This is a genomic window from Nonomuraea recticatena (genome assembly GCF_039533245.1).
Lineage (GTDB): Bacteria > Actinomycetota > Actinomycetes > Streptosporangiales > Streptosporangiaceae > Nonomuraea > Nonomuraea roseola.
In genome coordinates this window covers 295,028-316,938 of sequence record NZ_BAAATE010000003.1, presented here as the reverse complement: position 1 = coordinate 316,938, position 21,911 = coordinate 295,028, and the positions used below count along the sequence as shown (strand labels likewise).

The window sequence follows — 21,911 nt, the reverse complement described above, 5'->3', positions numbered from 1 at the left end:
GCCGCGGCGGTCCCCCGTAACCCTCCGTCCGCGGCACACGACGCCCCGAGATCCGACAGGTCACAATTCCCACATATGCCGCAGTTGCCCCTTGAAAAGGTAACTGACGGGAGTCACGCTTCGTCCACATGGAGGTAAAGATCGTCTAGGAGCGTCTGTGACCCACACCCCCCGGCGCCGTCGAGCGGTCCTGTTAGGGATCCTCGCCGTGCTCTCCCTTCTCCTCCCCCACGGCCTGGCCCACGCAGCACCGGAACCGCAGAAGATCAGTGAAGCCGTCCGCGCCGACCTGGCCAAGGATGACAAGGCGACATTCTGGGTGCGGTTGAAGGGCGAGGCCAGCCTCACCGCCGCGCACCGGGCCACCACCAAGGACGACAAGGCCAAGCAGGTCTACACGGCCAAGTCCCAGCACGCCAGGTCCTCCCAGGCGAACCTCCGCAAGCTGCTCGACGCGCGCGACGCGGAGTTCACGCCGTTCTGGATCGTCAACGCGGTCACCGTCACAGCCGACGCCAAGCTCGCCGCCGAGATCGCCGAGTTGCCCGAGGTGACGGCCATCGAGCCGGTCAGGACGCTCTCCCTGCCCAAGCCCGTCCCCGGTACGGCGGAGGCGAAGGTCAACGCGGTCGAGTGGAACGTGGACCGGATCAACGCGCCCCGCGTCTGGAACGAGCTGGGCGCCAGGGGCGAGGGGATCGTCGTCGCGCACATCGACACCGGCGCGCAGTTCGACCACCCGGAGATCGCCGCGCAGTACCGGGGCAGGATCTCGGCAGGCGGCCACGACCACAACTACAACTGGTTCGACCCGGCGGGGATCTGCCCCAGCCCGGCCCCGTGTGACAACAACGGCCACGGCACCCACGTCATGGGCACCATGGTGGGCGCTTCCGGCATCGGCGTCGCGCCCGGCGCCACGTGGATCGCGGCCAAGGGCTGCGAGGGCCAGACCTGCACGGACGCCTCGCTGCTCGCGGCCGGTCAGTGGGTGCTGGCGCCGACGGACCTGACCGGCGCCAACCCGCGCCCCGACCTGGCTCCCGACATCGTCAACAACTCCTGGGGCGGGGCGGGCTTCGACCCCTGGTACAAGGCGACGGTCGACGCGTGGATCGCGGCAGGGATCTTCCCCATGTTCGCCAACGGCAACGAGGGGCCCGCCTGCCGTACCAGCGGCTCGCCAGGGCAGTACGTGGCCAGCTACAGCACCGGCGGGTTCGACGTGAACAACGTCGTCTACAACCGGTCCAGCAAGGGTGAGGGCGAGAACGGCGAGATCAAGCCCAACATCTCCGCTCCCGCCGTGAACGTCCGCTCGTCGGTGCCGGGCGGCGGATACAGCAGCTTCACCGGCACCTCGATGGCCTCGCCGCACGTCGCGGCCACGGTGGCGCTGATCTGGTCGGCCTCGCCGCGCCTGCAGGGGGACATCGCGGCGACGCGGCCGCTGCTCGACAGCACCGCGATCGACGTCAGCGACACCACCTGCGGCGGCACCGCGGCCGACAACAACGTGTGGGGCGAGGGCCGCCTCGACGCCTTCGCCGCCGTCAACGCCGCGCCACGCGAGGGGCTCGGCGAGCTGAAGGGCACGGTCAGCGCGGAGGGGGCGCCGCTCGCGGGCGCCACGGTCTCCGTGACGGGCCCGCTGAGCCGTACCGTGACCACGGCGCAGGACGGCGCCTACAGCCTGCCGCGCCTGGTGCCGGGCGACTACCGGATCACGGTGACCAAGTTCGGCTACGGCCAGGCCACCGCGACCGTCGCGGTCGTCGCCGAGCAGAGCACGACGACGGACGTGACGCTGACCCCGGCCGCCTCCGCGGTGGTGTCAGGCACGGTCACCACCGCCGGCGCGCCTGAGGCCGGCGCCACGGTGGCCGCCAGGGGCACGCCGGTCAGCGCGGTCACCGACGCCTCGGGCAGGTACCGGCTCACGCTGCCGCACGGCGCCTACGAGCTCACCGTCACGCCCGCCTCCCGCTGCTCCAGCAGCGCCACCGCCGAGGTCACCGTCGCGGGCGACGTGACCAAGGACATCGAGCTGCCGCTGCGCGGCGACAACTTCGGCTACACCTGCAGGAGCGGCTCCGACGCCTACGTGGCGGGCACCGACAGGCTCGCGCTCACGGGCGACGACGAGGCGACGCAGGTGACGCTGCCGTTCACCGTCCCCTACTACGGCACGGGACAGTCACGCGCCTGGGTGACCACCAACGGCTTCGCCACCTTCGCGGCCGACAGGGCGACCACGGGCAGCAACGCCACCCTCCCCTCGACCGGCGCCCCCAACCTGGCGGTCTACCCGTTCTGGGACGACCTGTCGGTGGACGCCCAGGCGGGCGTCTACACCGCGACGAGCGGCACCGCGCCACGCAGGACCTTCGTGATCGAGTGGCGGAACGTCACCTTCTACTCCGACACCACGCAGCGGATGTCGTTCTCCGTCCTGCTCGGCGAGGACGGCTCGATCGGCTACCGCTACAAGGACGTGGACAGCGAGCGGGAACGCGGCTCCAGCGCCACCGTCGGCATCGAGAACGCGGGCGGCACCGACGGCCTGCTGTACTCCTACAACACCGCGGCGCTGACCGACGGGCAGAGCCTGGCGGTGACGGCGAGCAGGCACGGCCTGGCGATCGGCACCGTCACCGACGCCAACGACGGCGACCCGCTCGCCGGGGCCCAGGTGAAGATCGGCGACGTGGCGACGTTCACCACCGGCGCGGACGGCGCCTTCTACGGGCAGGTGCCGTCGGGCGACTACACGGTGGAGGTCTCGAGGGAGCACTACGGCACCTTCTCCCAGCAGGTGACGATCGCGCCCGGCACGCTCACCAGGATCGACACCGCGCTGGTCACCGGCAGGGTGAGCGCCTCGGTGGCCGAGGTGACCGTGGTGATGCCCGCGGAGGCGAGCAGAGCCCGCACGGTGGAGCTCACCAACCTCGGTTCGCCCACCGCCTACACCGCGACGGCCGACGCGGCATGGCTCACCGTGGCCCCGGCCGCGGGTGAGCTGGCCAAAGGCCAGTCGGCGGCGCTGAAGATCTCCGTCTCCAGCGCCGGCCTCCAGCCGGGCGGCGTACGGGCGGGCACGCTGACCGTCCGCTCGGCCAGCGGTCGCCAGCCTGTCATCGAGATCAGGGTGACGGTCGCGGTGCCGGAGCTCCAGGTGGCCGTCGACGCGGGCGGCGCCAGGACCCTGACGGACGGCGAGGGCGACACCTGGACCGCAGACAGGAAGTACGCCCAGGGCGCACACGGCTACGTGGCGACCTCCACCTCGACGCACACCACGACGAGGACCATCAAGGGCACGACCGAGCAGGAGCTGTTCAGGCGGGTCAGGGAGAACATGCTGGAGTACCGCTTCGACAACGTCCCCTCCGGCACGTACACCGTCGAGCTGGGCTTCGCGGAGACCAGGTCGACGGGGATGGGCAGGCGCGTGTTCGACGTGATCGTCGAGGGCCAGCTGGCGATCCCGGCGCTCGACCTGGCGCTCGAGGCGGGCACCTACACCGCGGTGACCAGGCAGCACACGGTGAAGGTGACCGACGGGCAGCTCAACGTGCGCTTCGCGGCGCGTAAGGGCGCGCCGATCGTCAGCTTCGTCCGCATCTCGGAGCGGCCCGACAAGCCGTGACGTCCTCCCTCGCCCCCTCCACCCGGAGGGGGCGAGGCTCGGCTTCAGGCCGGCGACCCCCGCCGGTGCTCAGGCGAGCAGGCCGCGACGGTAGGCCTCGCCCACGGCGGCGGCCCGGTCGCGCACGCCGAGTTTGCCGTAGATGTGCAGCAGGTGCGTCTTGATGCTCGCCTCGCTGATGAACAGTTTGGCGGCGGCCTGACGGTTGGACGCGCCGTCGGCGACGAGCTGGAGCACCTGCAGCTCCCGGTCGGTGAGGACGGTCTTCGTGGGCTTGCGGATCTGGCCCATCAGCCGTCCGGCGACCGACGGCGACAGCACGGGCTCGCCTGCCGCGGCGGCGTGCACGGCCCGCAGGAGCTCCTCGGTCGGGGCGTCCTTGAGCATGTAACCGGTGGCCCCCGCCTCGATCGCGGGCAGCACGTCCGCGTCGCTGTCGAAGGTCGTCAGCACGAGCACCTTGATCTCAGGGTGGGCCTCGCGCATGGCGGCGATGGCGGTGACGCCGTCCATCTCCGGCATCCGCAGATCCATCAGGACGACGTCGACGGCGAGGGCTCCGGCTCGCTCGACGCCCTCGCGGCCGTTGGCCGCCTCGCCTGCCACCTCGATACCGGGCTCGGCCTCGAAGGCGGCGCGCAGGCCGCCACGCACGATCGGGTGGTCGTCGACGATCAGCAGCCTGATCATGCCGTGGCCACCTGCAGGGCCGGGACACCGACGCTGACGGCGGTCCCCTCGCCGGGGGTGCTCTCGATCTCCAGGGTGCCGCCGACCCCGCGGACGCGCTGCCTCATGCTGCTCAACCCGAATCCCCTCCCGCTCTCGGCGCCGATGCCTGCCCCATCGTCGCGGATGTCGAGCAGGACGACGTCGCCGGCGTACGAGAGCGTCAGGCCGACCCGTGAGGCGCCGGCGTGCTTGGCGACATTGGTCAGGGCCTCCTGGGCGACGCGGAACAGGGTGACCTCGATGGCCGGGCTGAGCGGCCGGCTCTCTCCGGTGACCTCGACGTGCAGGTCGATTCCCGAGCCGCCGGCCCAGTTCCGCGCCATGGCCGACAGGGCCTCCGGCAGGTGGGCCTCTTCCAGCTCGAGCGGGCTCAGCGCCTGGACGGACCGCCGGGCCTCGGCCAGGTTCTCCTGGGCGAGGGTGAGCGCGAGGTCGACGTGCGGGCGCATGTCCTCGACCCTCTTGGCCGCCCTGAGCTGCGTGATGATCCCGGTGAGGCCCTGGGCGAGGGTGTCGTGGATCTCCCTGGCCATCCGCTGCCGCTCGTCGAGCACGCCCGCCTCACGGGCCTGCGTCATCAGCTGGACCTGCAGCCCGGCGTTCTCCTCCATCATGGCCTCCAGGTCGGCGAGGGCCTTGCGGTATTTCAGCTGCCGCTCCTCGATCTTGATGCTCATGATGAGGCCGCCGCCGATGGAGAGCGTCTGCACGGCCACGATCGCGGCGTGGAAGAGGACTAACTGCACGTTCGCCTGCGACCAGTCCAGGACGGTGCCGTACAGGACGATGGAGGTGGCGGCGACCGCGGCGAACGTCCACCTCGACGGGGCGAACTGGGCGGCCAGGAAGAATCCGGAGATCGTATGGATGGCGAAGATCGGATCGTGGAGCGTCAGGATCGCCGCCGTGACGAGCACGCCGACGAAGTGGACGACGGTGACACCCGTTCGCTGCCGCCATCGGGCGGGCAGCAGCACGTGGGCGCAGAGGATCCAGGCCAGTGCCACTGCCGCCAGCCCCAGCGTCACCAGCCGCTTCTCCCAGGGCTGGTCAGGCGCCGAGAGACTGATGACCGCCGCGGCGCCCAGGCAGATGAAGGGAACCACCTCGACGAGGCGGTCGAAGCGTCGCTCCCACCGCGATGGGGGATACGGGTCCGTCATGATGCCGACCCTACGTCCCCGCCGGTTGGCGGACCGACCGGTCCTGCTGTTCCCCTTCGGCCGGCTGGTAGCGCCCCCGTCCCCGAGCCAGGATCCGGAACGACCGCTGATTCACTGACAGAAAGGTGATGGAGGGCGGCGGCGATGGCCGGATGGGACTCCGTCCCTGCGCGGACCACGGCCTCGATCGTCCGCCCCTTGCCCGGCAGGGTGATGAGGGCGAGTCCCCGCGGCGGCGTCCTGCACAGCATCATGGGCAGGATCGTCACCCCGAGTCCGGCGGCGACCAGCGCCAGCGCGGCGCGGAGGTCGCGGTAACTGTGCTCGATGACCGGGGTGAAGCCCGCGCTCTGGCAGGCGTGCGTCATCACGTCGCGGCACGCGCTCGGCGCCGGTGTGGTGATCCACGGCTGGTGCCGGAGCGCGGCCAGACCGTCGATCTCCCCCAGCTCCTCCGGTACGGCCAGCACGAGCGGATCGTCGAACAACGCCTGCGCGACCAGCCCCTCCGGCAGGGGCATGCCCAGGTGGGAGTAGCGGTAGGTCAGGGCCACGTCGAGAGTGCGCTGCCTGAGCAGCGGCAGCGCCTCCTCGGGCTCGGCCTCGACGATACGGACACGCAGCCCCGGATGCGCGCGCACCAGGCTCGATGCCAGCGGTGCGGCCAGCGTTTCCAGTCCACTGGGCAGGCAGCCGATCATCAGCTCGCCGCCCACCTCGCCGTCGAGCGCGCGAACGGCGCCTTTCGCGCGTTCGAGAGCCGCCAGCACCTGCTCGCACTCGGCGGCGAGCGTGGATCCCGCGGCGGTGAGCCGGACCATCCGTCCCTCTCTCCGCAGGAGAGCGGCGCCGGCCTCGGTTTCCAGGATCCGCAGTTGCTGCGACACCGCGGACGGCGTCACGCCGTGGAGCTCGGCGACGGCCGTGACGGTGCCGTACTCGGCGAAGTCCCTGAGCAGGACGAGCCGCTTCACATCAATCACAAGCACATCTTAAAAGGTTCTGAAGTTCAGGTAGCTGGACTTCACGATGGTGCTCCAGCGAAGCTGAGCTCATGAGAATTCTGCTGGTGGGAGCGACGGGAACGCTGGGCCGAGGCATCCATGAGGTGCTGCGGGAGCGCGGCCACGAGCTCGTGACGGCGTCCCGCAAGGGCTCCGACGTCACGGTCGACATCACCGACCCCGCATCGATCCGCGCGATGTACGAGCAGGTGGGCGAGGTGGACGCGGTCGCCTCAGCGGCGGGGAGCGTGCCATGGCTGCCGCTCGACAGGCTCGGCCACCAGGACGTGCTGGACGGCATCACGGGCAAGGTCACCAGCCAGGTCGAACTGGTGCGCCAGGGCGCCGCCACCGTCCGCGGATCGTTCACGCTGATCAGCGGCGTGCTGGCCCGCGACCCGCTGCGCACCGGCGCCGTGGCGTCCCTCGCCAACGGCGCGATCGAGGCCTTCGTCCGCGCCGCGGCCATCGAGCTGCCGCAACGGGTCAACGCGGTGAGCCCGACCGTCTTCACCGAATCGATGGACGCCTACGGCGAGCTCTTCGCCGGGTTCGAGCCGGTGCCGGTACGGCGGGCCGCCAACGCCTACCTGCGCTCGATCGAGGGACACCAGACCGGGCAGGTCTACGAGGTCGGCTGACCCCGGGTGATCCGTGACGGGCCTCGCCTGATGCTGTGACGGCGGCGCGGACGGCTCTCACAGCATCAGGCCAGGAGATGTCAGCCGAGGCGTTGCCGCTCGCCGGTCGTGGCGGAGCGCTTGATGGCGTCGATCAGCCGGTGCGTCCGGGCGGCGGTGAGGAAGTCCGGCTCGGACGAAATTCCGGCCGCCAGATTCCTGTAGACCTGACGAACATTCCGTACGGCGGGCGGAGTGTCCGAGGGCATCGGGACGTACCGATCGGGCACGGGGAGCACGACCGTTCCGCCGGTGCCGCCGGAGAACGACAGCGTGAACTCGGGGCCGACCAGCGAGTCGTCGGCCGAATCCAGCACCAGCCGTCCCGCCCGCCCGTGGACCTCGATCAGGAACCCCTCGCCCCGCGGCCCGCCGGTCATGATGTGCACCGAGGCTGCGGCGCCGGACTCCAGCAGGCCCACGGCCGCGATCTGGTCGGGAGAGGTGACAGTGATCTGCTCGCCTGTCTCCTGCAGGGTGATGCGCGGGATACGGGTCGCCAGCGTCGCCGAGATCTCGGTGAAGCGCCCGACGGCCGAGCCGAACATGTCCATCGAGTGCCCGCCCACCACGGCGAGGTGGTTGACCCCCTTCGTGTGGTCGAACAGGTCCGCGTACCGCACGGACCAGACCTCGGGCGAGGCCAGGGAGTAGGTCAGCGAGGCTGACATCACCTCGCCGACCTTGCCGCCGGCCACCAGGTCGCGCAGGTAGCCGATCGCCGGGTGGTGCCTGCTCTGCAGCCCGACGGCATGCCGTACCCCTGCCCGCTCGGCGAGGGCGTGCAGGCGCTCGGCGGCCTCGGCGGAGCGGGCCAGCGGCCACTCGCTGTAGACGTGCTTGCCCGCGCTGATCGCCGCCTCGACGAGCCCGTCCCTGCGGGGCAGCTGCACGGAGATCGTGACGAGGTCGACGTCGGGATGGGAGATCAGCTCCTGAGGGTCGGCGAAGGCGTGCTTGGCGCCCCACACGTCGGCCGCCTGGTGAGCGGACTCCCGGCTGGTGCCGGCGACCGCGGTGATCTCGTAGTCGGGAAGGGACAGCAGGGCGGGCAGGTGGACCGCGCGCGCCCAGCCGCGGGAAGCGTGCGCGCCGATGACTCCGACTCTCATACCGAGATCCTTTGCTTGGCGGGGGCGTCCCTGAGGACGACGTAGGTGATGATCAGAGCCGCGAACACGAACCCGGCGGCGGCCTGGAAGGCCAGGCTGTAGCCGTCACGCAGCGCGGTGAGGGCCTCTTCGCCCTGAGCGACGAGTGAGCCGCTCCGCGTGGTGGCGACCGTCGCCAGCACCGCCAGGCCGACTGCGGCGCCGGCCTGCTGTGCGGTGTTGTTCAGCCCGGAGGCGAGCCCGGCGTCGGTCGGCTCGGCGCCCGACATGGCCCGCATGATCACCGCGGGGATCGTCAGGCCCATGCCGAAGCCCTGGATGAGCAGCGAGGGGCCGACGTCGGTCCAGTAGTCGCCGCCGACCGGCGCCCGGCTGAGCAGGACCAGGCCCGCACCGAGGGCCAGCAGTCCGACCAGCAGGACGCGGCGGGTGCCGTAGCGCGCGGTGAGCCTGGCCGAGAAGAACAGCGACAGGGCGCCGATGACCAGAGGCGCCGGCAGGAAGGCCAGTCCTGTCTGCATCGAGTCGAAGCCGAGCACGCGCTGCAGGTACAGGGCGTTGAGGAACTGGAAGCCGAAGCCGGCGGCGAAGACGAGCACCACCACGAGGTTGGCGCCGATGATCTCCTTGCTGTGGAAGATGCGCAGCGCCAGCAGCGGCCTGGAGGCCTTGGCCTGACGTACGACGAACGCCGCGAGCAGGGCGATGGCGGCCCCGCCGTACCAGGGGTTCAGACCGGATTCGGAGATCTGGGCGATGGTGAACACCCCTAGGGACAGGCCCGTGGTGACCAGGACCGCCCCGAGGACGTCGGCGCCTGCGCGCAGTCCGAGCCCGTCATCCCGTCTGAGCATCCGCCCGCCGGCCAGCAGCGCGACTGCGCCGATCGGGAGGTTGACCAGGAAGAGCCAGTGCCAGCCGAGGGCCTCGGTGATGACCCCGCCGGCGATCAGTCCTGCCGAGGCGCCGCCGGCGGAGACGAAGCCGTAGACGCCCATGGCTCTGGCCTGCTCGCCGGGTTCGGGGAAGAGCCCCACGATCATGCCGAGCACGACGGCGGAGGCAAGCGCGGCCCCGACGCCTTGCAGGAACCGTCCGGCGATGAGCATCTCCTGGCTGGTCGCCACGCCGCACAGCAGCGAGGCGAGGGTGAAGACGGCGAGCCCGGACAGGAACACCTTCTTGCTCCCGGCCAGGTCGCCGAGGCGTCCGGCCAGCAGCAGCAGCAGACCGGCGAAGGCGATCAGGTAGGAGTTGACCACCCAGGACAGGCCCGCCTGGGAGAAGCCGAGGTCGTTCTGGATGGTGGGCAGGGCGACGGTGACGATCGTTCCATCCAGGACCGTCATCAACTGCATGGCGCCCAGCACGGTGAGCGCCGACCAGCGCGAGTTCATGGATCCCCTTCGTTATACGACACGTGTCGTGTCGTGTGGAGATTGTGTGGCCGCGCTCGGCCCCTGTCAACACGACACGTGTCGTTCCGGTAAGCTGGGCGGCGTGATGATGGCACCCAACGCGCAACGACGCAGCGAGAAGAGCCACCAGGCGATCCTGGCCGCGGCCATGGATCTCAGCGCGGAGCGCGGCTACGGCAACGTGACCGTGGAGGCCATCGCCGCCCGAGCCGGGGTGAGCAAGAAGACGATCTACCGCTGGTGGCCCACCAAGGGCGCCGTGATCCTCGAGGCGCTGGGCGAGCTGGCGCAGACCGCCACCGTCTTTCCCGACACCGGCGACCTCGTCGCCGACCTGCGCACGCAGACGGCGGCCGTGCTGGACTTCCTGGCCAGCCCGCGCACCGGATCGGCCTACCTCGGGCTCATCGCGGAGACCCAGCACGACGAGGCCCTGGCCCGCGACCTCGTCGAGCAACTGATCAAGCCACGTGTCGCGGTCGCGATGGACCGGCTCCGCGCCGCCCAGCGGCAGGGGCAGCTGTCCGCCGAGGCGGACCTGGAGCTGATCGTCGAGCTGCTGTACGGCCCGATCTACTACCGCCGCCTCCTGCACCTGGGTCCGCACACCGATGACCGCCTCCACGCTCTGATCGACCACGTCCTCAGCCAGTGGCGTTAGCGGGTCCCATGCGTCTTTGACCGGGTCGGCCCGGTTCGGCTGCGGCGGCCCTGTGGGCACCGGAGTCCCTGTGGCATGCGCTCGTCCAGGCGACGACGCTCTTCCAGATCTCCCGCACCGTGGTTGCGGCACTTCCTCGCCGGCCGGCTCCGCTCATTCGCAAATGAAAACCGTTTTCGTTATCATGCCAGGACCCGGCCAGACAGAGGAGCTGTGGCATTGGCCAGAAACGACGTAAGACCGGTGATCAAGCTGCGTTCGACGGCGGGCACCGGCTACACCTACGTGACCCGCAAGAACCGCCGCAACGATCCCGACCGCCTCACCCTCAGCAAGTACGACCCGATCATCCGGCGGCACGTGCTGTTCCGGGAGGACCGATGAGCAGGGGCATCCACCTCGGCTGCCACCCGGTCGCCTTCCGCGATCCGGCCTCGGGCCCCGCCTGCCCCTGCTACCGCGCACTCGACGCCGCCGGCCGGGTCGAGCGCTTCGACCAGCGTCACCGGAGGAACTGATGTCGGCCCATTGCCAGCTCACCGGCGCCAAGCCGGTGTTCGGCAACAACGTCTCCCACTCCCACCGGCGCACCCGCCGCCGGTGGAACCCCAACATCCAGCACCGGCGCTACTGGCTGCCGAGCGAGGGCCGACATGTCCGGCTGACGCTGAGCGCCCGAGCGATCAGGACCGTCGACAAGATCGGCGTCGAAGCCGCGGTGGCACGGATCCGCGCTCGCGGAGAGAGGGTCTGATGGCCAAGAAGAGCAAGATCGCAGCCAACCGGCGGCGCGAAGTCGTCGTCGCCCGCCACGCATCCAGGAGGGCGGAGCTGAAGGAGGCCATCCGCACCGGCACCCCCGCGGAGAGGGCGGCGGCCGTACGGGAGCTGGGCAGGCAGCCGCGCGACGCCAGCGCCACCCGCCTGCGCAACCGCGACACGGTCGACGGCCGCCCCCGCGGCCACCTGACCAGGTTCGGGCTCTCCCGGATCCGGTTCCGAGAGATGGCGCATCGGGGCGAGCTGCCCGGCATCACGAAGGCGAGCTGGTAGCCATGGCCGTCCCCAAGCGCAGGACCTCCCGCGCCAACACCCGTCATCGTCGCTCCCAGTGGAAGGCGTCCACCCCCGACCTGGTCCCGCTGGTCATCGGCGGCAACCGGCTGCTGGTGCCGCGCCGTCTGGTCCGCGCCTACCAGCGCGGCCTCATCACCCCCTGAGAGGAGCTGACATGTCCGTCCCCGTCGTCCTGGTCTCAGGACTGCACGCCGAAGCGCGTTCGACGCTCGTCGATCGTCTGCTCGCCGAGCATCCCGGGTCGGTGGCGGTCCACCACGATCTGGGTGAGGTGGGCGCCGGCCGGGTGGAGCGCATCGTCAGGGACGCCTCCGGCGTCCTCGACAGACACCACGTACGGCTCGCGCACGGCTGCGTCACCTGCACCGTACGCGAAGACCTGATCCCCGAGCTGCTGGCCAGGGCGGCGGGGAGCGCTCCCCTGCTCATCGCGGAGCTGTGGGACTCCGTCGAGCCCAGAGCCGTCGCCGAGGCGCTCGCCTGGCATGAGGACGCGGCGCACGCCCTGCGCGTGACGGGCGTGCTGACCGCGGTGGACGCCGAAGGGCTCACCGAGGACCTGTGCTGCGACGAGCGGCTCGCCACGCGTGGCAAGCGCGCGGCCGCCGACGACGAGCGCTACCTGGCCGAGGTCCTGACCAGGCAGATCGAGTACGCCACCGGCATCGTCGTGTCCGGCGCGGACCAGGAGGACATCGAGCTCGCCCTGACGGTGCTCGGCCACCTCGTTCCCACCACTCCGGCAGACGTCCTCGCGTTGCCGGAGGTCACCGGCCGGCGAGTCGACGTGGAGATGCTCGCCGCCCGCGTCGACCCCGCCACCGCCCAGCTGCCCTGCCAGGCGCGGACAGGGGAGATCTCGACCGTGGTCTGGCATCGGCTGCGCCCGCTGCACCCCCAGCGCCTGTTCGACGCCGTGGACGAGCTGGTCACCCAGACCGTCCGCAGCCGCGGCCGGTTCTGGCTGGCCAACAGGCACGACCGGCTGCTCGCCTGGGACGCCGTGGCAGGCGTCGTCTCGATCGAGGACGCAGGCCCATGGCTGGTGGCCCTGCCCGAGGCCGCCTGGGAGCTGGTCTCCCCCGCCCGGAGGATGGCCGCCACCCTGGACTGGAACGACATCCTCGGTGACCGCGTCCAGCATCTCGTCTTCACCGGCCCCGATCTCGACCAGGACCGCATCCTCTCGCTGCTGGACTCCTGCCTGCTCACCGAGCAGGAGTCGCTGGCCGGATCGGACGTCTGGGCGAACTACGCCGACCCGTTCGCCTTCGTACTCGACCTCAAGGAGAGCACCGCATGAGAACCGGCCGCCCACCGCGCAAGAAGGCGAATCCACTGCTGGGCGTCGACTCCATCGACTACAAGGACACCGACCTGCTGCGCAGGTTCATCTCCGACCGGGGCAAGATTCGTAGCCGCCGCGTCACAGGGGTCACCGTCCAGCAGCAGCGCCAGGTCGCCCGCGCCGTCAAGAACGCGCGCGAGATGGCCCTGCTCCCGTACAGCTCGCGGGCCCGCTGACGGGCGACATGCCGACTGTCCGTACAGAAGGTACGGACAGTCGCCCCAGACCACGCCCGGAACGGTGACCGGCCTCGGAACCACGGTGATCGCCGGGTCTTTCCTGATCGCCGCACTGGCACAATACGGGCATGCGATGCACCCAATGTGACAGCGCGGACCTCGAGCCCGGCTTCATCGAGGACTCCGGCGAGCATTCTCAAGGGTACGCCCGCTGGATCAAGGGCCCCCTGGAGCGCGGGCTGTTCGGCGGCGCCAGGCGGATGGGGAAGACGCGCTGGATCGTCGACGCCTTCCGCTGTGCCGAGTGCTCGCACCTCGAACTGTTCGCCCGCCCGAAAGACTGAACCGGCGCGAGCGCCCGCCCAGATCACGACGGCCACGGCGAGTCCCTCACCCGCCCGTCCCCAGACCGATGATCAGAGGCGCGCGCCTTGGCTAGGGTGGCCTGATGCTCTTCACCATTGCTCGGGCCACAGCCGACGACGGGGACGCGCTGGGCGAGATCCACGCAGAGGCATGGAAGGTCGCCTACGCCCCCTTCTTCGCGACGGACTTCGCCGAGCAGGGGGTACGGCGCCGCCGTACCCAGTGGCACGAGCGCCTGGCTCAGGGCAAGGACACGATCATGCTGGCGAGGGGCGACGAGCGTCCGCTGGCCATGTCCGCTTTCGGCGCCTCCCCGTCCAAGACCGGGATGGCGGAGATCTACAGCTTCTACGCCCACCCCGGCGGCTGGGGCACCGGGGCCGCCAGAGTCCTCATGACCGCCACCCTGGCCCAGCTGAAGGAGGACGGCTTCGACCACGTCCACCTGTGGACGCTGCACGACACTCCGCAGTCCCGGCGCTTCTACACCAAGTGCGGCTTCACCGAAACGGGCGCGCTGCGCGACCACGACTTCGGCGACGGCCGGCCGCTGGCACAGGTGGAGTTCGCCCTCCACCTCTGAATCAGCCCATGTGCCGCGACCGCGTCGCCGCCGCCATGCCAGTTCCGCCGATATCCCTCGCGAAGCCATGGCGACACCAGGCTCCGTGGCCGACGCTATTCTCCCTTCATGGGACGTGATGAACGCGGTGTGACCCCTCAAGGGGAGGACTTCTCTGCCTGGTACAACGAGCTGGTCGCCAAGGCTCAGCTCGTGGACAGGGGGCCGGCGAAGGGCACCATGGTCATCCGACCATACGGCTACCGCTTGTGGGAACTCCTCCAGGGAGAGCTCGACCGGCGGATCAAGGACACCGGCCACGAGAACGCCTACTTCCCGCTGCTGATCCCGGAAAGCTACCTGCGTCGCGAAGCGGAGCACGTCGAGGGCTTCTCCCCCGAACTCGCTGTCGTCACCCATGCGGGCGGCAAGGAGCTCGAGGAGCCGCTGATCGTCCGGCCCACCTCAGAGACGATCATCGGGGAGATGATGGCCAAGTGGGTCTCCTCCCACCGCGACCTGCCGCTCCTGCTGAACCAGTGGGCGAACGTGGTGCGCTGGGAGCTGCGGCCCCGGATGTTCCTGCGCACGACGGAGTTCCTCTGGCAGGAGGGCCATACCGCGCACGCCGACGAGGCTGACGCGATGCGGGAGACGATGCTCGCCCTCGACCTCTACACCGAGGTGGCCCGCGACATCGCGGCGCTTCCGGTCGTGCCTGGGGAGAAGACGGCCGGGGAGCGTTTCGCCGGGGCGGTGCGCACCTTCACCATCGAGGGCATGATGCGGGACGGCAAGGCGCTGCAAGCCGGCACCTCTCACTACATGGGCACGAACTTCGCCAAGGCCTTCGAGATCCAGTACACCTCCGAGGCAGGCCGCCTCGAACTGTGTCACACCACCTCCTGGGGGATGTCCACCCGGATGATCGGCGGGGTCATCATGACCCACGGCGATGACAAGGGCCTGGTACTGCCGCCCAGGCTCGCGCCGTACCAGGTCGTGATCGTTCCGATCGGACGCGGGGAGCAGGGTGAGCAGACCCTGGCCGCCGCTCGTGACCTCGCGGTGCGGCTCAAGGCCGTCGGCGTGCGCGCGCACGTCGACGACCGTCCACAGCTGTCGCCCGGTTTCCGGTTCAATGACTGGGAGCTGCGCGGCGTACCCGTTCGCCTCGAACTCGGGCCGCGCGATCTTGAATCGGGCAGCGTGGTCATGGTCAGACGACTCGGCGATGAGGGCAAGCAGACGATCTCGCTGGCCTCCGCCGCGGAGGACATGCCGGCTGTCCTGGAAGCCTTCCAGGCCTTCCTCCTCAAGCGGGCCACCGACTTCCGCCACGCTCACACAGCGACGGTCGACACGTGGGACTCCTTCACCGAAGCCGTGACCTCGGGCTGGGCTTCGGCCCTGCACTGCGGCGAGCCCGCGTGTGAGAACGACATCAAGGCCAAGAGCGCCGCCACCCCGCGTTGCGTTCCTCTCGACGCCGCGCGGGAGAGCGGATCATGCGTGCACTGCGGCGCGCCTTCCGCCTACGGCAAGCGCGTCATCTTCGGGCGGTCCTACTGAAGCCTGACGGCTTCGCGTGGTCATCACTTCACGGGGGCGAGCAGGCGTGCGCCCCCGCCTCGCCGGGTGTGGTCATTACGGTGTCCCCGCCCGCAGACGGCCGGCATCGAGGTGTTCTACTCTGTGCAACGCGGCCACCGCATGATCGGCACACGGTTCTGTTGTCGGGTCATCGCACGGGGCGAATTAGGCTTCACCAAATGCAACATTCATGACATACCTCTTTGAGGAGGCCTGACATGGCCCTCTGGTCCAAGAGCCGCCGCAGGAACACCATCAGCGTGCTCGCTCTGACCGCCATCCTGGGGCTGTCCGCCTGCGGCGGCTCAGGAGACAGCGGCACCACCACGACCGCCAGCCCTGGCGGCACGGGCGCGGCCGGCGCGCAGCTTGTCAACCCTGGCAAGCTCACCACCTGCACGAACATCCCTTACGAGCCGTTCCAGTTCAAGGACGCGAGCGGCAAGGTCGTCGGCTTCGATGTCGACATCGTCGACCTGGCGGCCAAGAAGCTCGGGGTGACGCAGGACATCGTCGACATCGACTTCGCGGTGATCAAGAGCGGCGCCGCCATGGCCGCGAAGAAGTGCGACCTGGCCGCCGCCGGTATGACGATCACCGACGAGCGCAAGCAGAACATCGACTTCTCCGTGCCGTACTTCGACGCCACGCAGGCGCTGCTGGCCAAGAAGGGCACCGGTGCCAAATCCCTCGAGGACGTCAAGGCCAAGGGTCTCAAGCTGGGCGCACAGGCCAGCACCACCGGCCTCGACTACGTCAAGAAGAAGGGGTTCGACCCGACCGAGTACGCCGACTCGCCCAAGGAGCTGCTGGCTCTGCAGTCGGGGCAGGCCGACGTGATCGTCCAGGACCTGCCCGTGGTCCTCACCTGGCTGAAGAAGCCGGAGATCGCCGCCAAGTTCGAGCTGCTGACCAGCCTCGACACCGGCGAGCAGTACGGCATCGGCCTCAAGAAGAACGCCGACCCTGTCCTGCTCAAGACGATCAACGACGCGATCACCCAGGCCAAGGCCGACGGCACCTACGACCAGATCTTCATGAAGTGGTTCGGCAAGAAGCCCGGCGAGCTGGGCTAGTCCATGTCGGATCAGCCTGTGGCGGCTGCGCCGGGCCGTGCCCGGCTCAGCCCTCGTAAGAAACAGAAGATCACTCGTGGCACCCAGTACGTCGTCCTGGGTGTCGTCCTTGGCGCACTGCTCCTGTACGTGGACTGGGCCAGCCTCGCCCAGAACTTCGCCAAGGGCGACGTGGCCGAGAAGGCGCTGCCCGAGCTGTTCACGATCGCGCTGCGGAACACGCTCATCTACACGATCGGCGGCTTCGTCCTCGCCTTCGTGCTCGGACTGATCTTCGCCCTCATGCGCATCTCACCGGTGCGTCCCTACCGGTGGATCGCGACGATCTACATCGAGATCTTCCGTGGCCTGCCGGCCCTCCTGATCTTCCTGTTGATCACCTTCCTGCCCCTGGCGCTGCCCGGCTTCGAGGTGCCCGGCGGCACCTACGGCCAGGGCATCCTGGGGCTCGGCCTCGTCGGCGCGGCCTACCAGGCCGAGGTCTTCCGTGCCGGGCTGCAGGCCGTACCGAAGGGACAGACCGAGGCGGCCAGGTCGCTGGGCATGTCGGCGGCCAGGGCGCAGTTCACCGTGGTGATCCCCCAGGCGATCAGGATCGTGATCCCACCCACCACGAACCAGTTCGTCAGCCTGCTCAAGGACTCCTCACTGGTGCTCTTCCTCGGAGTCTCCGGGCAGTACGTCGAGTTGGCCAAGTTCGGCAACGACCTGGCTTCCCAGTACGCCAACGCCACGCCCATCATGGTCGCGGGGCTGACGTATCTGATCGTCACCGTCCCGCTCGGCTATCTCGCGACCAGGCTGGAGAAGCGTAAGGGGAGTGGCCGATGACGCCCGCCATCGAGATCAAGGGGCTGCACAAGTACTTCGGCGCGAACGAGGTGCTCAAGGGCATCGACATCACGGTCGAAGCGGGCCAGGTCGTCTGCGTCGTCGGCCCCTCGGGCTCGGGCAAGTCCACGTTGCTGCGCTGCGTGAACCTGCTGGAGGAGCCGACCCAGGGCACCGTGCACGTCGAGGGGATCGAGATCACCGACCCCGACGCGGACATCGACTCGGTCAGGCGCCGCATCGGGATGGTGTTCCAGCAGTTCAACCTGTTCCCCCACATGACCGCGCTGCAGAACGTCATGATCTCGCAGCGCCGGGTGCTGAAGCGGAGCAGCAAAGAGGCCGAGATCGTCGCCAGGGACAACCTGAACAAGGTCGGCGTCTCAGACAAGTGCGACGCCTACCCCTCCCAGCTGTCCGGTGGACAGCAGCAGCGGGTGGCCATCGCCAGGGCCCTGGCCATGGACCCCGACCTGATGCTGTTCGACGAGCCCACCTCTGCGCTCGACCCCGAGCTGGTCGGCGACGTGCTCGCCGTCATGCGCAAGCTGGCGGAGGAGGGCATGACCATGCTCGTGGTCACGCACGAGATGGGCTTCGCCCGCGAGGTGGCCGACCGGGTGGTGTTCATGGACGGCGGCGTCATCGTCGAGGACGGCCCGCCCGCCCAGGTGATCGGCGACCCCCAGCACGAGCGCACCCGCTCCTTCCTCAAGCGCGTGCTGCATCCGGAGGGCTGAGTTCGGGAGGCCCCAGGTGGTGGCCGATCGACCGGTCGCCCCCCGAGGGCCTCCCGAACCAGGTGCGCAGGTCGTCAGGCGGCGGCGACCAGGCCGCCGTCGATGATCAGGTCCTGTCCGTTGACGTAGGACGCTTCGTCGGAAGCGAGGAAGGCGACCGCGTCGGCGACGTCCTCGGGGGTGCCGATCCGACCGGCGGCCACCTCGGCGACGACAGCGGCCTGCGCCTCGGCGGAGATGTTGGCGTGGAACATCGCGGTCTCGATGTAGCCGGGACTCACGGAGTTGACCCGAACCCCCCTGCCCCGCAGCTCGGCCGCGAGGGTGTGCGCCAGGTTGTGCACTGCCGCCTTGGTCGCCGCGTACAGGGAGGCGCCGGGCAGGCCGCGGTACAGCGTCCACGACGCGTTGATCACGATCGCCGCCCGGTCGGACAGCAGCGGGAGGCTCTTCTGGAGGGTGAAGAACACCCCCTTGAAGTTGATGCCCACGACGTGGTCGAACTCGGCCTCGGTGATCTCACCGCTCGGCTGGAACGAGGCGACGCCAGCGTTGGCGAAGACCACATCGAGCCGCCCGTACCGGTCCCGGATCCCTGCCATCAGCGCGTCCAGATCGGGGAGGCTCGCCACGTCGCCGCGCACCGCCAGGACGCGGTCCCCCCTGTCCAGATCCTTGACCGCGGCCTCCAGCCTGGCCTCGTCGCGCCCGGTGATGACCACCTGCGCGCCCTCGGCGAGCAACCTTCGCGCAGTGGCCAGGCCCATGCCGCTCGTCCCGCCGGTGATGAGTGCGATCTTGTCGTCGAATCGGGAAATGCTGTGCGTCATGACACTCAGCGTGCCGGGTGGCGCGCGGCACAAACAGTGCGCAGTCAACCTGGGAGCCGCACCACCACCCTGGGCGGGTGCTCAGGCCGGGGCGGCGAGCCGGACACCCAGCCGTTCGAGCCGATCCTCCGTCTCGGAGCCGGGCCGCGGGTTGTACAGCTCCAGATACCACTCCGGGCGGTCGACCACGGCCAGGGTCACCATGTCGAAGAACAGGTCACCGGCCTCGGGGTGGTGCACCGCCTTCACCGTCTGAACAGGGACACCCACGTCGTGGCGCGCCCACAACCGCGCGAACTCGGGACTCGCAGCGCTCAGATCGTCCACCACCCGGCCGAACTCCGGGTCGTCGGGAGCGTGGGCCGCGGCGGCGCGGAAGGCGGCGACGACGACCGGCGCGGCCGACGCCCAATGAACGTGCATGTCCCGGTATCGGGCATTGGTGAAGAACGAGATCAGACAGTTGTGGTCGGTGTCGCCGAACCCGAACACCGCCCGCGCCGCGTCGTTGATCGCGAGCAGATTCCAGTACCGGTCCCGCAGCACCGCGGGCCGCGGCGTCCATGCCTCGAGCAGGTGCCGCAGCTCAGGGCTGACCTCGGCGCCGCGCGCCCCGCCGGCCCTTGGCGGGTTGAGACCGGCAAGCACATACAGGTGCGTACGCTCGGGCTCGGTCAGGCGCAGCGCCCCGCTGATCGCGTCGAGCACCTCGACCGAGACGTTGATGTCACGACCCTGTTCGAGCCAGGTGTACCAGGACACGCCGACTCCGGCCAGCGCGGCGACCTCCTCGCGCCGCAGCCCCGGTGTCCGCCGCCTGCCCACCGCCACGATGCCGACGTCGCCGGGCGTGAGCCGCGCCCGGCGCGTGCGCAGGAAGTCGCGGAGCTGCTCACGGCGCCGCGTCACCGCAGGGGATTCGCTGGTCATATCCCATGGTAGCGACGACCGGCGCGGACCGGCCGCCTGATCCGGCGCGGACGCACCATGGGCCGCGCCGGACAGTCCCCTGTCACCTCCTCGCTTCGCCGGCGGGTCGCGGACATGCCGACCCGTTTGGCGGGTAGTCGTCAGGGAGCGGGTGGGCAGCTGTTCGACCAGGAGGCTGACGATGAGGGGTAGGAGGCATCGCCTTCGCGCCGTCCGCGCCGTGTTCTTCACCGCCCCCATCCCCCGCGTCTCGACGAGCTGATCCCCATGCGGTCGCCCCTTCTGCGCCGGATGCCCCACGGGAGGCGGCGCCTGATCACGGTCGTGCTCGCGCTGCTCCTCGTCCCCGTTCTCGCCTACGCCGGCGCCGCGGCCACCCTGGCGGGTGAGGTGCCACCCGGCACGGAGGTGGCGGGCGTCGACATCGGCGGCCTGCCGCCGGAGGACGCCGAGGCGAAGCTGGTCCGGGAGCTTTCCGGCAGAGCGACGGTCCCCGTCACGCTCGACGTCGGAGACGACGAGGTACGCGTCGAGCCGGACAAGCTCGGCTTGACCTTCGACGCGGAGGGCACCGTCGCGGCCGCGCAGGACGGCTCCCTGACTCCGGCCGGGGTCGCTCGCTCGCTGTTCGGTCATCGGGACATCGCCCCGGTGACCACGGTCGACGAGCGGCGTCTTGCGACGGCCATGGCAGGTGTCGCCGAGAAGGTCGACAGAGAACCCAGGGAAGGCGGCGTCTCCTATCGCGGACTGGTGCCCGAGCCGGTGCTCCCGAAGGCCGGGCGACGGCTGGACCAGGAAGGCGCCGCGCGTGCCGTACGGCGGGCCTATCCGGCCGCGAGCGGGGCGGTCACCGTGCCGGTGCGCGAGGTCGCCCCTCGGGTGAGCGCGGACAAGGTACGGCAGGCGGTGTCCACGAGTGCGCGCCGGGCTGTGGCCGCGCCGCTCACGCTCACCAGCGGAACGGGGAAGGCCGAGCTGTCACCCGAGCAGATCGCCGCGCGCCTGCGCTACGTTCCCGACAACAGGGGCGGGCTGCGTCCCCGGTTCGACGCGTCCGGCCTCGCCGCCGATCTCGACGCCAAGCTCGTGAGCGAGGACCGGCGACCGAGGAACGCCACGTTCAGGATCACCGCAGGGGTCCCCAAGGTGGTGCCCTCCCGGGCGGGCACGGGCGTGGACGCGGCCGCTCTGGGTGAGGCGATCTCGTCCGCCCTGGCGAGCGGCGGCCGCACCGTCGAGGCGCCCCTGCGCAGGACCGAACCGCGGCTCACCACGGAGAAGGCGGCACGCCTGGGCGTCAAGGAGAAGGTGAGCTCCTTCACCACCCGCCACCCCTGCTGCGCGCCGCGCGTGACCAACATCCACAGGATCGCCGACATCGTCGACGGGCACGTGGTGATGCCCGGCGAGACGTTCTCCCTCAACGAGGTCGTCGGCAGGCGCGACAGGGCACGCGGGTTCGTGGAAGCGCCCATGATCTTGAACAACCGGTTCGTCGACGACGTGGGCGGCGGGGTGTCGCAGTTCGCCACGACGATGTTCAACGCGGTCTTCTTCGGCGGCTTCGAGGACGTGCAGCACGTCCCGCACCAGTACTACATCTCCCGCTACCCCGCCGGACGCGAGTCCACCGTCTCCTATCCGCAACCGGACTTCCGCTGGCGCAACGACTCGCCGTACGGCGTGCTGATCAACACCTCTCACACCGGCACGTCCATCACCGTCCAGTTCTGGAGCACCAAACGCTTCGAGATCGAGTCGAAGAGCTCGCAACGCTACAACGTGCGCGGATTCCCCTCCCTGGAGGAGTCAGGGCCTGAGTGCATCCCCATGAGCGGCGTCGAAGGGTTCACCATCGACGTGTGGCGGATCTTCAAGAAGGACGGCGAGACGATCAAGAAGCAGAAGTTCCACACCGTCTACGCCCCCGAACCCAAGCTGGACTGCACCTAGC

At 69.8% G+C, this 21,911-nt stretch carries 24 protein-coding genes; 17 read left to right on the top strand and 7 right to left on the bottom strand.

All coding sequences use genetic code 11. The annotated features are described in order from the left end of the window. Window positions 1-208: 208 nt before the first annotated feature. Window positions 209-3,652, top strand: a complete 3,444-nt coding sequence (locus ABFX50_RS07825) for a S8 family serine peptidase (protein ID WP_346144533.1) — start codon at window positions 209-211, stop codon at window positions 3,650-3,652. Between the two features lie 69 nt (window positions 3,653-3,721). Here ABFX50_RS07825 and ABFX50_RS07820 read toward each other — a convergent pair whose 3' ends face one another. Genes ABFX50_RS07820 through ABFX50_RS07810 form a run of 3 tightly spaced genes read right to left on the bottom strand, consistent with a single transcriptional unit; the run spans window position 3,722 to window position 6,530 of the window. After that, complete coding sequence (locus tag ABFX50_RS07820) at window positions 3,722-4,342, bottom strand: response regulator (RefSeq protein WP_346144531.1); 621 nt, start codon at window positions 4,340-4,342, stop codon at window positions 3,722-3,724. Continuing rightward, window positions 4,339-5,547, bottom strand: coding sequence for a sensor histidine kinase (locus ABFX50_RS07815; RefSeq protein ID WP_346144529.1), 1,209 nt, complete (start codon window positions 5,545-5,547; stop codon window positions 4,339-4,341). The genes ABFX50_RS07820 and ABFX50_RS07815 overlap by 4 nt, the downstream gene beginning before the upstream one ends. Beyond that, window positions 5,544-6,530, bottom strand: coding sequence for a LysR family transcriptional regulator (locus ABFX50_RS07810; protein ID WP_346144527.1), 987 nt, complete (start codon window positions 6,528-6,530; stop codon window positions 5,544-5,546). The genes ABFX50_RS07815 and ABFX50_RS07810 overlap by 4 nt, the downstream gene beginning before the upstream one ends. Before the next feature lie 71 nt (window positions 6,531-6,601). Between ABFX50_RS07810 and ABFX50_RS07805 the strand changes: the two genes are divergently transcribed. Continuing rightward, the gene (locus tag ABFX50_RS07805; RefSeq protein ID WP_346144525.1) at window positions 6,602-7,192 is read left to right on the top strand and encodes a short chain dehydrogenase; all 591 of its coding nucleotides are present in this window, start codon (window positions 6,602-6,604) and stop codon (window positions 7,190-7,192) included. An 80-nt stretch (window positions 7,193-7,272) separates the two neighbouring features. Here the strand turns inward: ABFX50_RS07805 and ABFX50_RS07800 are convergent, their stop codons facing one another. Together ABFX50_RS07800 and ABFX50_RS07795 are read right to left on the bottom strand one after the other, a co-directional pair. Next, window positions 7,273-8,343: a Gfo/Idh/MocA family protein gene (locus ABFX50_RS07800; protein WP_346144523.1), complete on the bottom strand. Its 1,071-nt coding sequence runs from the start codon at window positions 8,341-8,343 to the stop codon at window positions 7,273-7,275. Continuing rightward, complete coding sequence (locus tag ABFX50_RS07795) at window positions 8,340-9,740, bottom strand: MFS transporter (RefSeq protein WP_346144522.1); 1,401 nt, start codon at window positions 9,738-9,740, stop codon at window positions 8,340-8,342. Before ABFX50_RS07795 ends, ABFX50_RS07800 begins: the two co-directional genes overlap by 4 nt. 106 nt (window positions 9,741-9,846) lie before the next feature. Between ABFX50_RS07795 and ABFX50_RS07790 the strand changes: the two genes are divergently transcribed. From ABFX50_RS07790 to ABFX50_RS07725, 14 genes are all read left to right on the top strand, one after another. After that, window positions 9,847-10,422 (top strand): TetR/AcrR family transcriptional regulator, encoded by a 576-nt coding sequence (locus ABFX50_RS07790; protein ID WP_346144911.1) that lies wholly within the window; start codon window positions 9,847-9,849, stop codon window positions 10,420-10,422. Between the two features lie 219 nt (window positions 10,423-10,641). Further along, window positions 10,642-10,806: a 50S ribosomal protein L33 gene (rpmG, locus tag ABFX50_RS07785; RefSeq protein ID WP_346130804.1), complete on the top strand. Its 165-nt coding sequence runs from the start codon at window positions 10,642-10,644 to the stop codon at window positions 10,804-10,806. Beyond that, window positions 10,803-10,940, top strand: a complete 138-nt coding sequence (locus ABFX50_RS07780; RefSeq protein ID WP_346144519.1) for a hypothetical protein — start codon at window positions 10,803-10,805, stop codon at window positions 10,938-10,940. The genes rpmG and ABFX50_RS07780 overlap by 4 nt, the downstream gene beginning before the upstream one ends. Next, complete coding sequence (gene rpmB / locus ABFX50_RS07775) at window positions 10,940-11,176, top strand: 50S ribosomal protein L28 (protein ID WP_183658117.1); 237 nt, start codon at window positions 10,940-10,942, stop codon at window positions 11,174-11,176. The genes ABFX50_RS07780 and rpmB overlap by 1 nt, the downstream gene beginning before the upstream one ends. Next, window positions 11,176-11,475 carry a 30S ribosomal protein S14 gene (gene rpsN / locus ABFX50_RS07770; protein WP_183658115.1) on the top strand — a complete coding sequence of 100 codons (300 nt, stop codon included), beginning with the start codon at window positions 11,176-11,178 and terminating at the stop codon, window positions 11,473-11,475. The genes rpmB and rpsN overlap by 1 nt, the downstream gene beginning before the upstream one ends. 2 nt (window positions 11,476-11,477) lie before the next feature. Further along, window positions 11,478-11,642, top strand: coding sequence for a 50S ribosomal protein L32 (gene rpmF, locus ABFX50_RS07765; RefSeq protein WP_183658112.1), 165 nt, complete (start codon window positions 11,478-11,480; stop codon window positions 11,640-11,642). Window positions 11,643-11,653: 11 nt separating this feature from the next. Further along, on the top strand, window positions 11,654-12,802 hold the full coding sequence (locus tag ABFX50_RS07760; RefSeq protein ID WP_346144516.1) for a CobW family GTP-binding protein: 1,149 nt from the start codon (window positions 11,654-11,656) through the stop codon (window positions 12,800-12,802). Continuing rightward, the gene (gene rpsR / locus ABFX50_RS07755) at window positions 12,799-13,023 is read left to right on the top strand and encodes a 30S ribosomal protein S18 (protein WP_346144514.1); all 225 of its coding nucleotides are present in this window, start codon (window positions 12,799-12,801) and stop codon (window positions 13,021-13,023) included. Before ABFX50_RS07760 ends, rpsR begins: the two co-directional genes overlap by 4 nt. 131 nt (window positions 13,024-13,154) lie before the next feature. Further along, window positions 13,155-13,370, top strand: coding sequence for a hypothetical protein (locus tag ABFX50_RS07750; protein WP_183658103.1), 216 nt, complete (start codon window positions 13,155-13,157; stop codon window positions 13,368-13,370). 104 nt (window positions 13,371-13,474) lie between these two features. Further along, a complete protein-coding gene (locus ABFX50_RS07745; protein ID WP_346144512.1) occupies window positions 13,475-13,975 on the top strand; it encodes a GNAT family N-acetyltransferase in 501 nt (166 codons plus the stop codon). A gap of 108 nt (window positions 13,976-14,083) precedes the next feature. Beyond that, on the top strand, window positions 14,084-15,526 hold the full coding sequence (gene proS, locus ABFX50_RS07740) for a proline--tRNA ligase (RefSeq protein WP_346144510.1): 1,443 nt from the start codon (window positions 14,084-14,086) through the stop codon (window positions 15,524-15,526). Window positions 15,527-15,765: 239 nt separating this feature from the next. Further along, window positions 15,766-16,623, top strand: coding sequence for an ABC transporter substrate-binding protein (locus tag ABFX50_RS07735; RefSeq protein WP_183658096.1), 858 nt, complete (start codon window positions 15,766-15,768; stop codon window positions 16,621-16,623). Between the two features lie 3 nt (window positions 16,624-16,626). Beyond that, on the top strand, window positions 16,627-17,454 hold the full coding sequence (locus tag ABFX50_RS07730) for an amino acid ABC transporter permease (RefSeq protein WP_346144508.1): 828 nt from the start codon (window positions 16,627-16,629) through the stop codon (window positions 17,452-17,454). Further along, window positions 17,451-18,194, top strand: coding sequence for an amino acid ABC transporter ATP-binding protein (locus ABFX50_RS07725; RefSeq protein ID WP_346144506.1), 744 nt, complete (start codon window positions 17,451-17,453; stop codon window positions 18,192-18,194). Before ABFX50_RS07730 ends, ABFX50_RS07725 begins: the two co-directional genes overlap by 4 nt. Before the next feature lie 74 nt (window positions 18,195-18,268). Here the strand turns inward: ABFX50_RS07725 and ABFX50_RS07720 are convergent, their stop codons facing one another. Both ABFX50_RS07720 and ABFX50_RS07715 read right to left on the bottom strand, forming a co-directional pair. Then, window positions 18,269-19,024, bottom strand: a complete 756-nt coding sequence (locus tag ABFX50_RS07720; RefSeq protein WP_346144504.1) for a glucose 1-dehydrogenase — start codon at window positions 19,022-19,024, stop codon at window positions 18,269-18,271. A gap of 81 nt (window positions 19,025-19,105) precedes the next feature. Then, a complete protein-coding gene (locus tag ABFX50_RS07715) occupies window positions 19,106-19,954 on the bottom strand; it encodes a helix-turn-helix transcriptional regulator (protein WP_346144502.1) in 849 nt (282 codons plus the stop codon). Window positions 19,955-20,221: 267 nt separating this feature from the next. Between ABFX50_RS07715 and ABFX50_RS07710 the strand changes: the two genes are divergently transcribed. Further along, complete coding sequence (locus ABFX50_RS07710; protein WP_346144501.1) at window positions 20,222-21,910, top strand: VanW family protein; 1,689 nt, start codon at window positions 20,222-20,224, stop codon at window positions 21,908-21,910. Window position 21,911: the final 1 nt, after the last annotated feature.

What these genes read in the sequence shown, in the direction of transcription:
- ABFX50_RS07820 (WP_346144531.1), bottom strand. Translation starts at nt 4,342, where the DNA reads ATGATCAGGCTGCTGATCGTCGACGACCACCCGATCGTGCGTGGCGGC.
- ABFX50_RS07815 (WP_346144529.1), bottom strand. Translation starts at nt 5,547, where the DNA reads ATGACGGACCCGTATCCCCCATCGCGGTGGGAGCGACGCTTCGACCGC.
- ABFX50_RS07805 (WP_346144525.1), top strand. Translation starts at nt 6,602, where the DNA reads ATGAGAATTCTGCTGGTGGGAGCGACGGGAACGCTGGGCCGAGGCATC.
- ABFX50_RS07800 (WP_346144523.1), bottom strand. Translation starts at nt 8,343, where the DNA reads ATGAGAGTCGGAGTCATCGGCGCGCACGCTTCCCGCGGCTGGGCGCGC.
- ABFX50_RS07795 (WP_346144522.1), bottom strand. Translation starts at nt 9,740, where the DNA reads ATGAACTCGCGCTGGTCGGCGCTCACCGTGCTGGGCGCCATGCAGTTG.
- ABFX50_RS07790 (WP_346144911.1), top strand. Translation starts at nt 9,847, where the DNA reads ATGATGGCACCCAACGCGCAACGACGCAGCGAGAAGAGCCACCAGGCG.
- ABFX50_RS07780 (WP_346144519.1), top strand. Translation starts at nt 10,803, where the DNA reads ATGAGCAGGGGCATCCACCTCGGCTGCCACCCGGTCGCCTTCCGCGAT.
- rpmB (WP_183658117.1), top strand. Translation starts at nt 10,940, where the DNA reads ATGTCGGCCCATTGCCAGCTCACCGGCGCCAAGCCGGTGTTCGGCAAC.
- rpsN (WP_183658115.1), top strand. Translation starts at nt 11,176, where the DNA reads ATGGCCAAGAAGAGCAAGATCGCAGCCAACCGGCGGCGCGAAGTCGTC.
- rpmF (WP_183658112.1), top strand. Translation starts at nt 11,478, where the DNA reads ATGGCCGTCCCCAAGCGCAGGACCTCCCGCGCCAACACCCGTCATCGT.
- ABFX50_RS07760 (WP_346144516.1), top strand. Translation starts at nt 11,654, where the DNA reads ATGTCCGTCCCCGTCGTCCTGGTCTCAGGACTGCACGCCGAAGCGCGT.
- rpsR (WP_346144514.1), top strand. Translation starts at nt 12,799, where the DNA reads ATGAGAACCGGCCGCCCACCGCGCAAGAAGGCGAATCCACTGCTGGGC.
- ABFX50_RS07750 (WP_183658103.1), top strand. Translation starts at nt 13,155, where the DNA reads ATGCGATGCACCCAATGTGACAGCGCGGACCTCGAGCCCGGCTTCATC.
- ABFX50_RS07745 (WP_346144512.1), top strand. Translation starts at nt 13,475, where the DNA reads ATGCTCTTCACCATTGCTCGGGCCACAGCCGACGACGGGGACGCGCTG.
- proS (WP_346144510.1), top strand. Translation starts at nt 14,084, where the DNA reads ATGGGACGTGATGAACGCGGTGTGACCCCTCAAGGGGAGGACTTCTCT.
- ABFX50_RS07735 (WP_183658096.1), top strand. Translation starts at nt 15,766, where the DNA reads ATGGCCCTCTGGTCCAAGAGCCGCCGCAGGAACACCATCAGCGTGCTC.
- ABFX50_RS07730 (WP_346144508.1), top strand. Translation starts at nt 16,627, where the DNA reads ATGTCGGATCAGCCTGTGGCGGCTGCGCCGGGCCGTGCCCGGCTCAGC.
- ABFX50_RS07725 (WP_346144506.1), top strand. Translation starts at nt 17,451, where the DNA reads ATGACGCCCGCCATCGAGATCAAGGGGCTGCACAAGTACTTCGGCGCG.
- ABFX50_RS07720 (WP_346144504.1), bottom strand. Translation starts at nt 19,024, where the DNA reads ATGACGCACAGCATTTCCCGATTCGACGACAAGATCGCACTCATCACC.
- ABFX50_RS07715 (WP_346144502.1), bottom strand. Translation starts at nt 19,954, where the DNA reads ATGACCAGCGAATCCCCTGCGGTGACGCGGCGCCGTGAGCAGCTCCGC.
- ABFX50_RS07710 (WP_346144501.1), top strand. Translation starts at nt 20,222, where the DNA reads ATGCGGTCGCCCCTTCTGCGCCGGATGCCCCACGGGAGGCGGCGCCTG.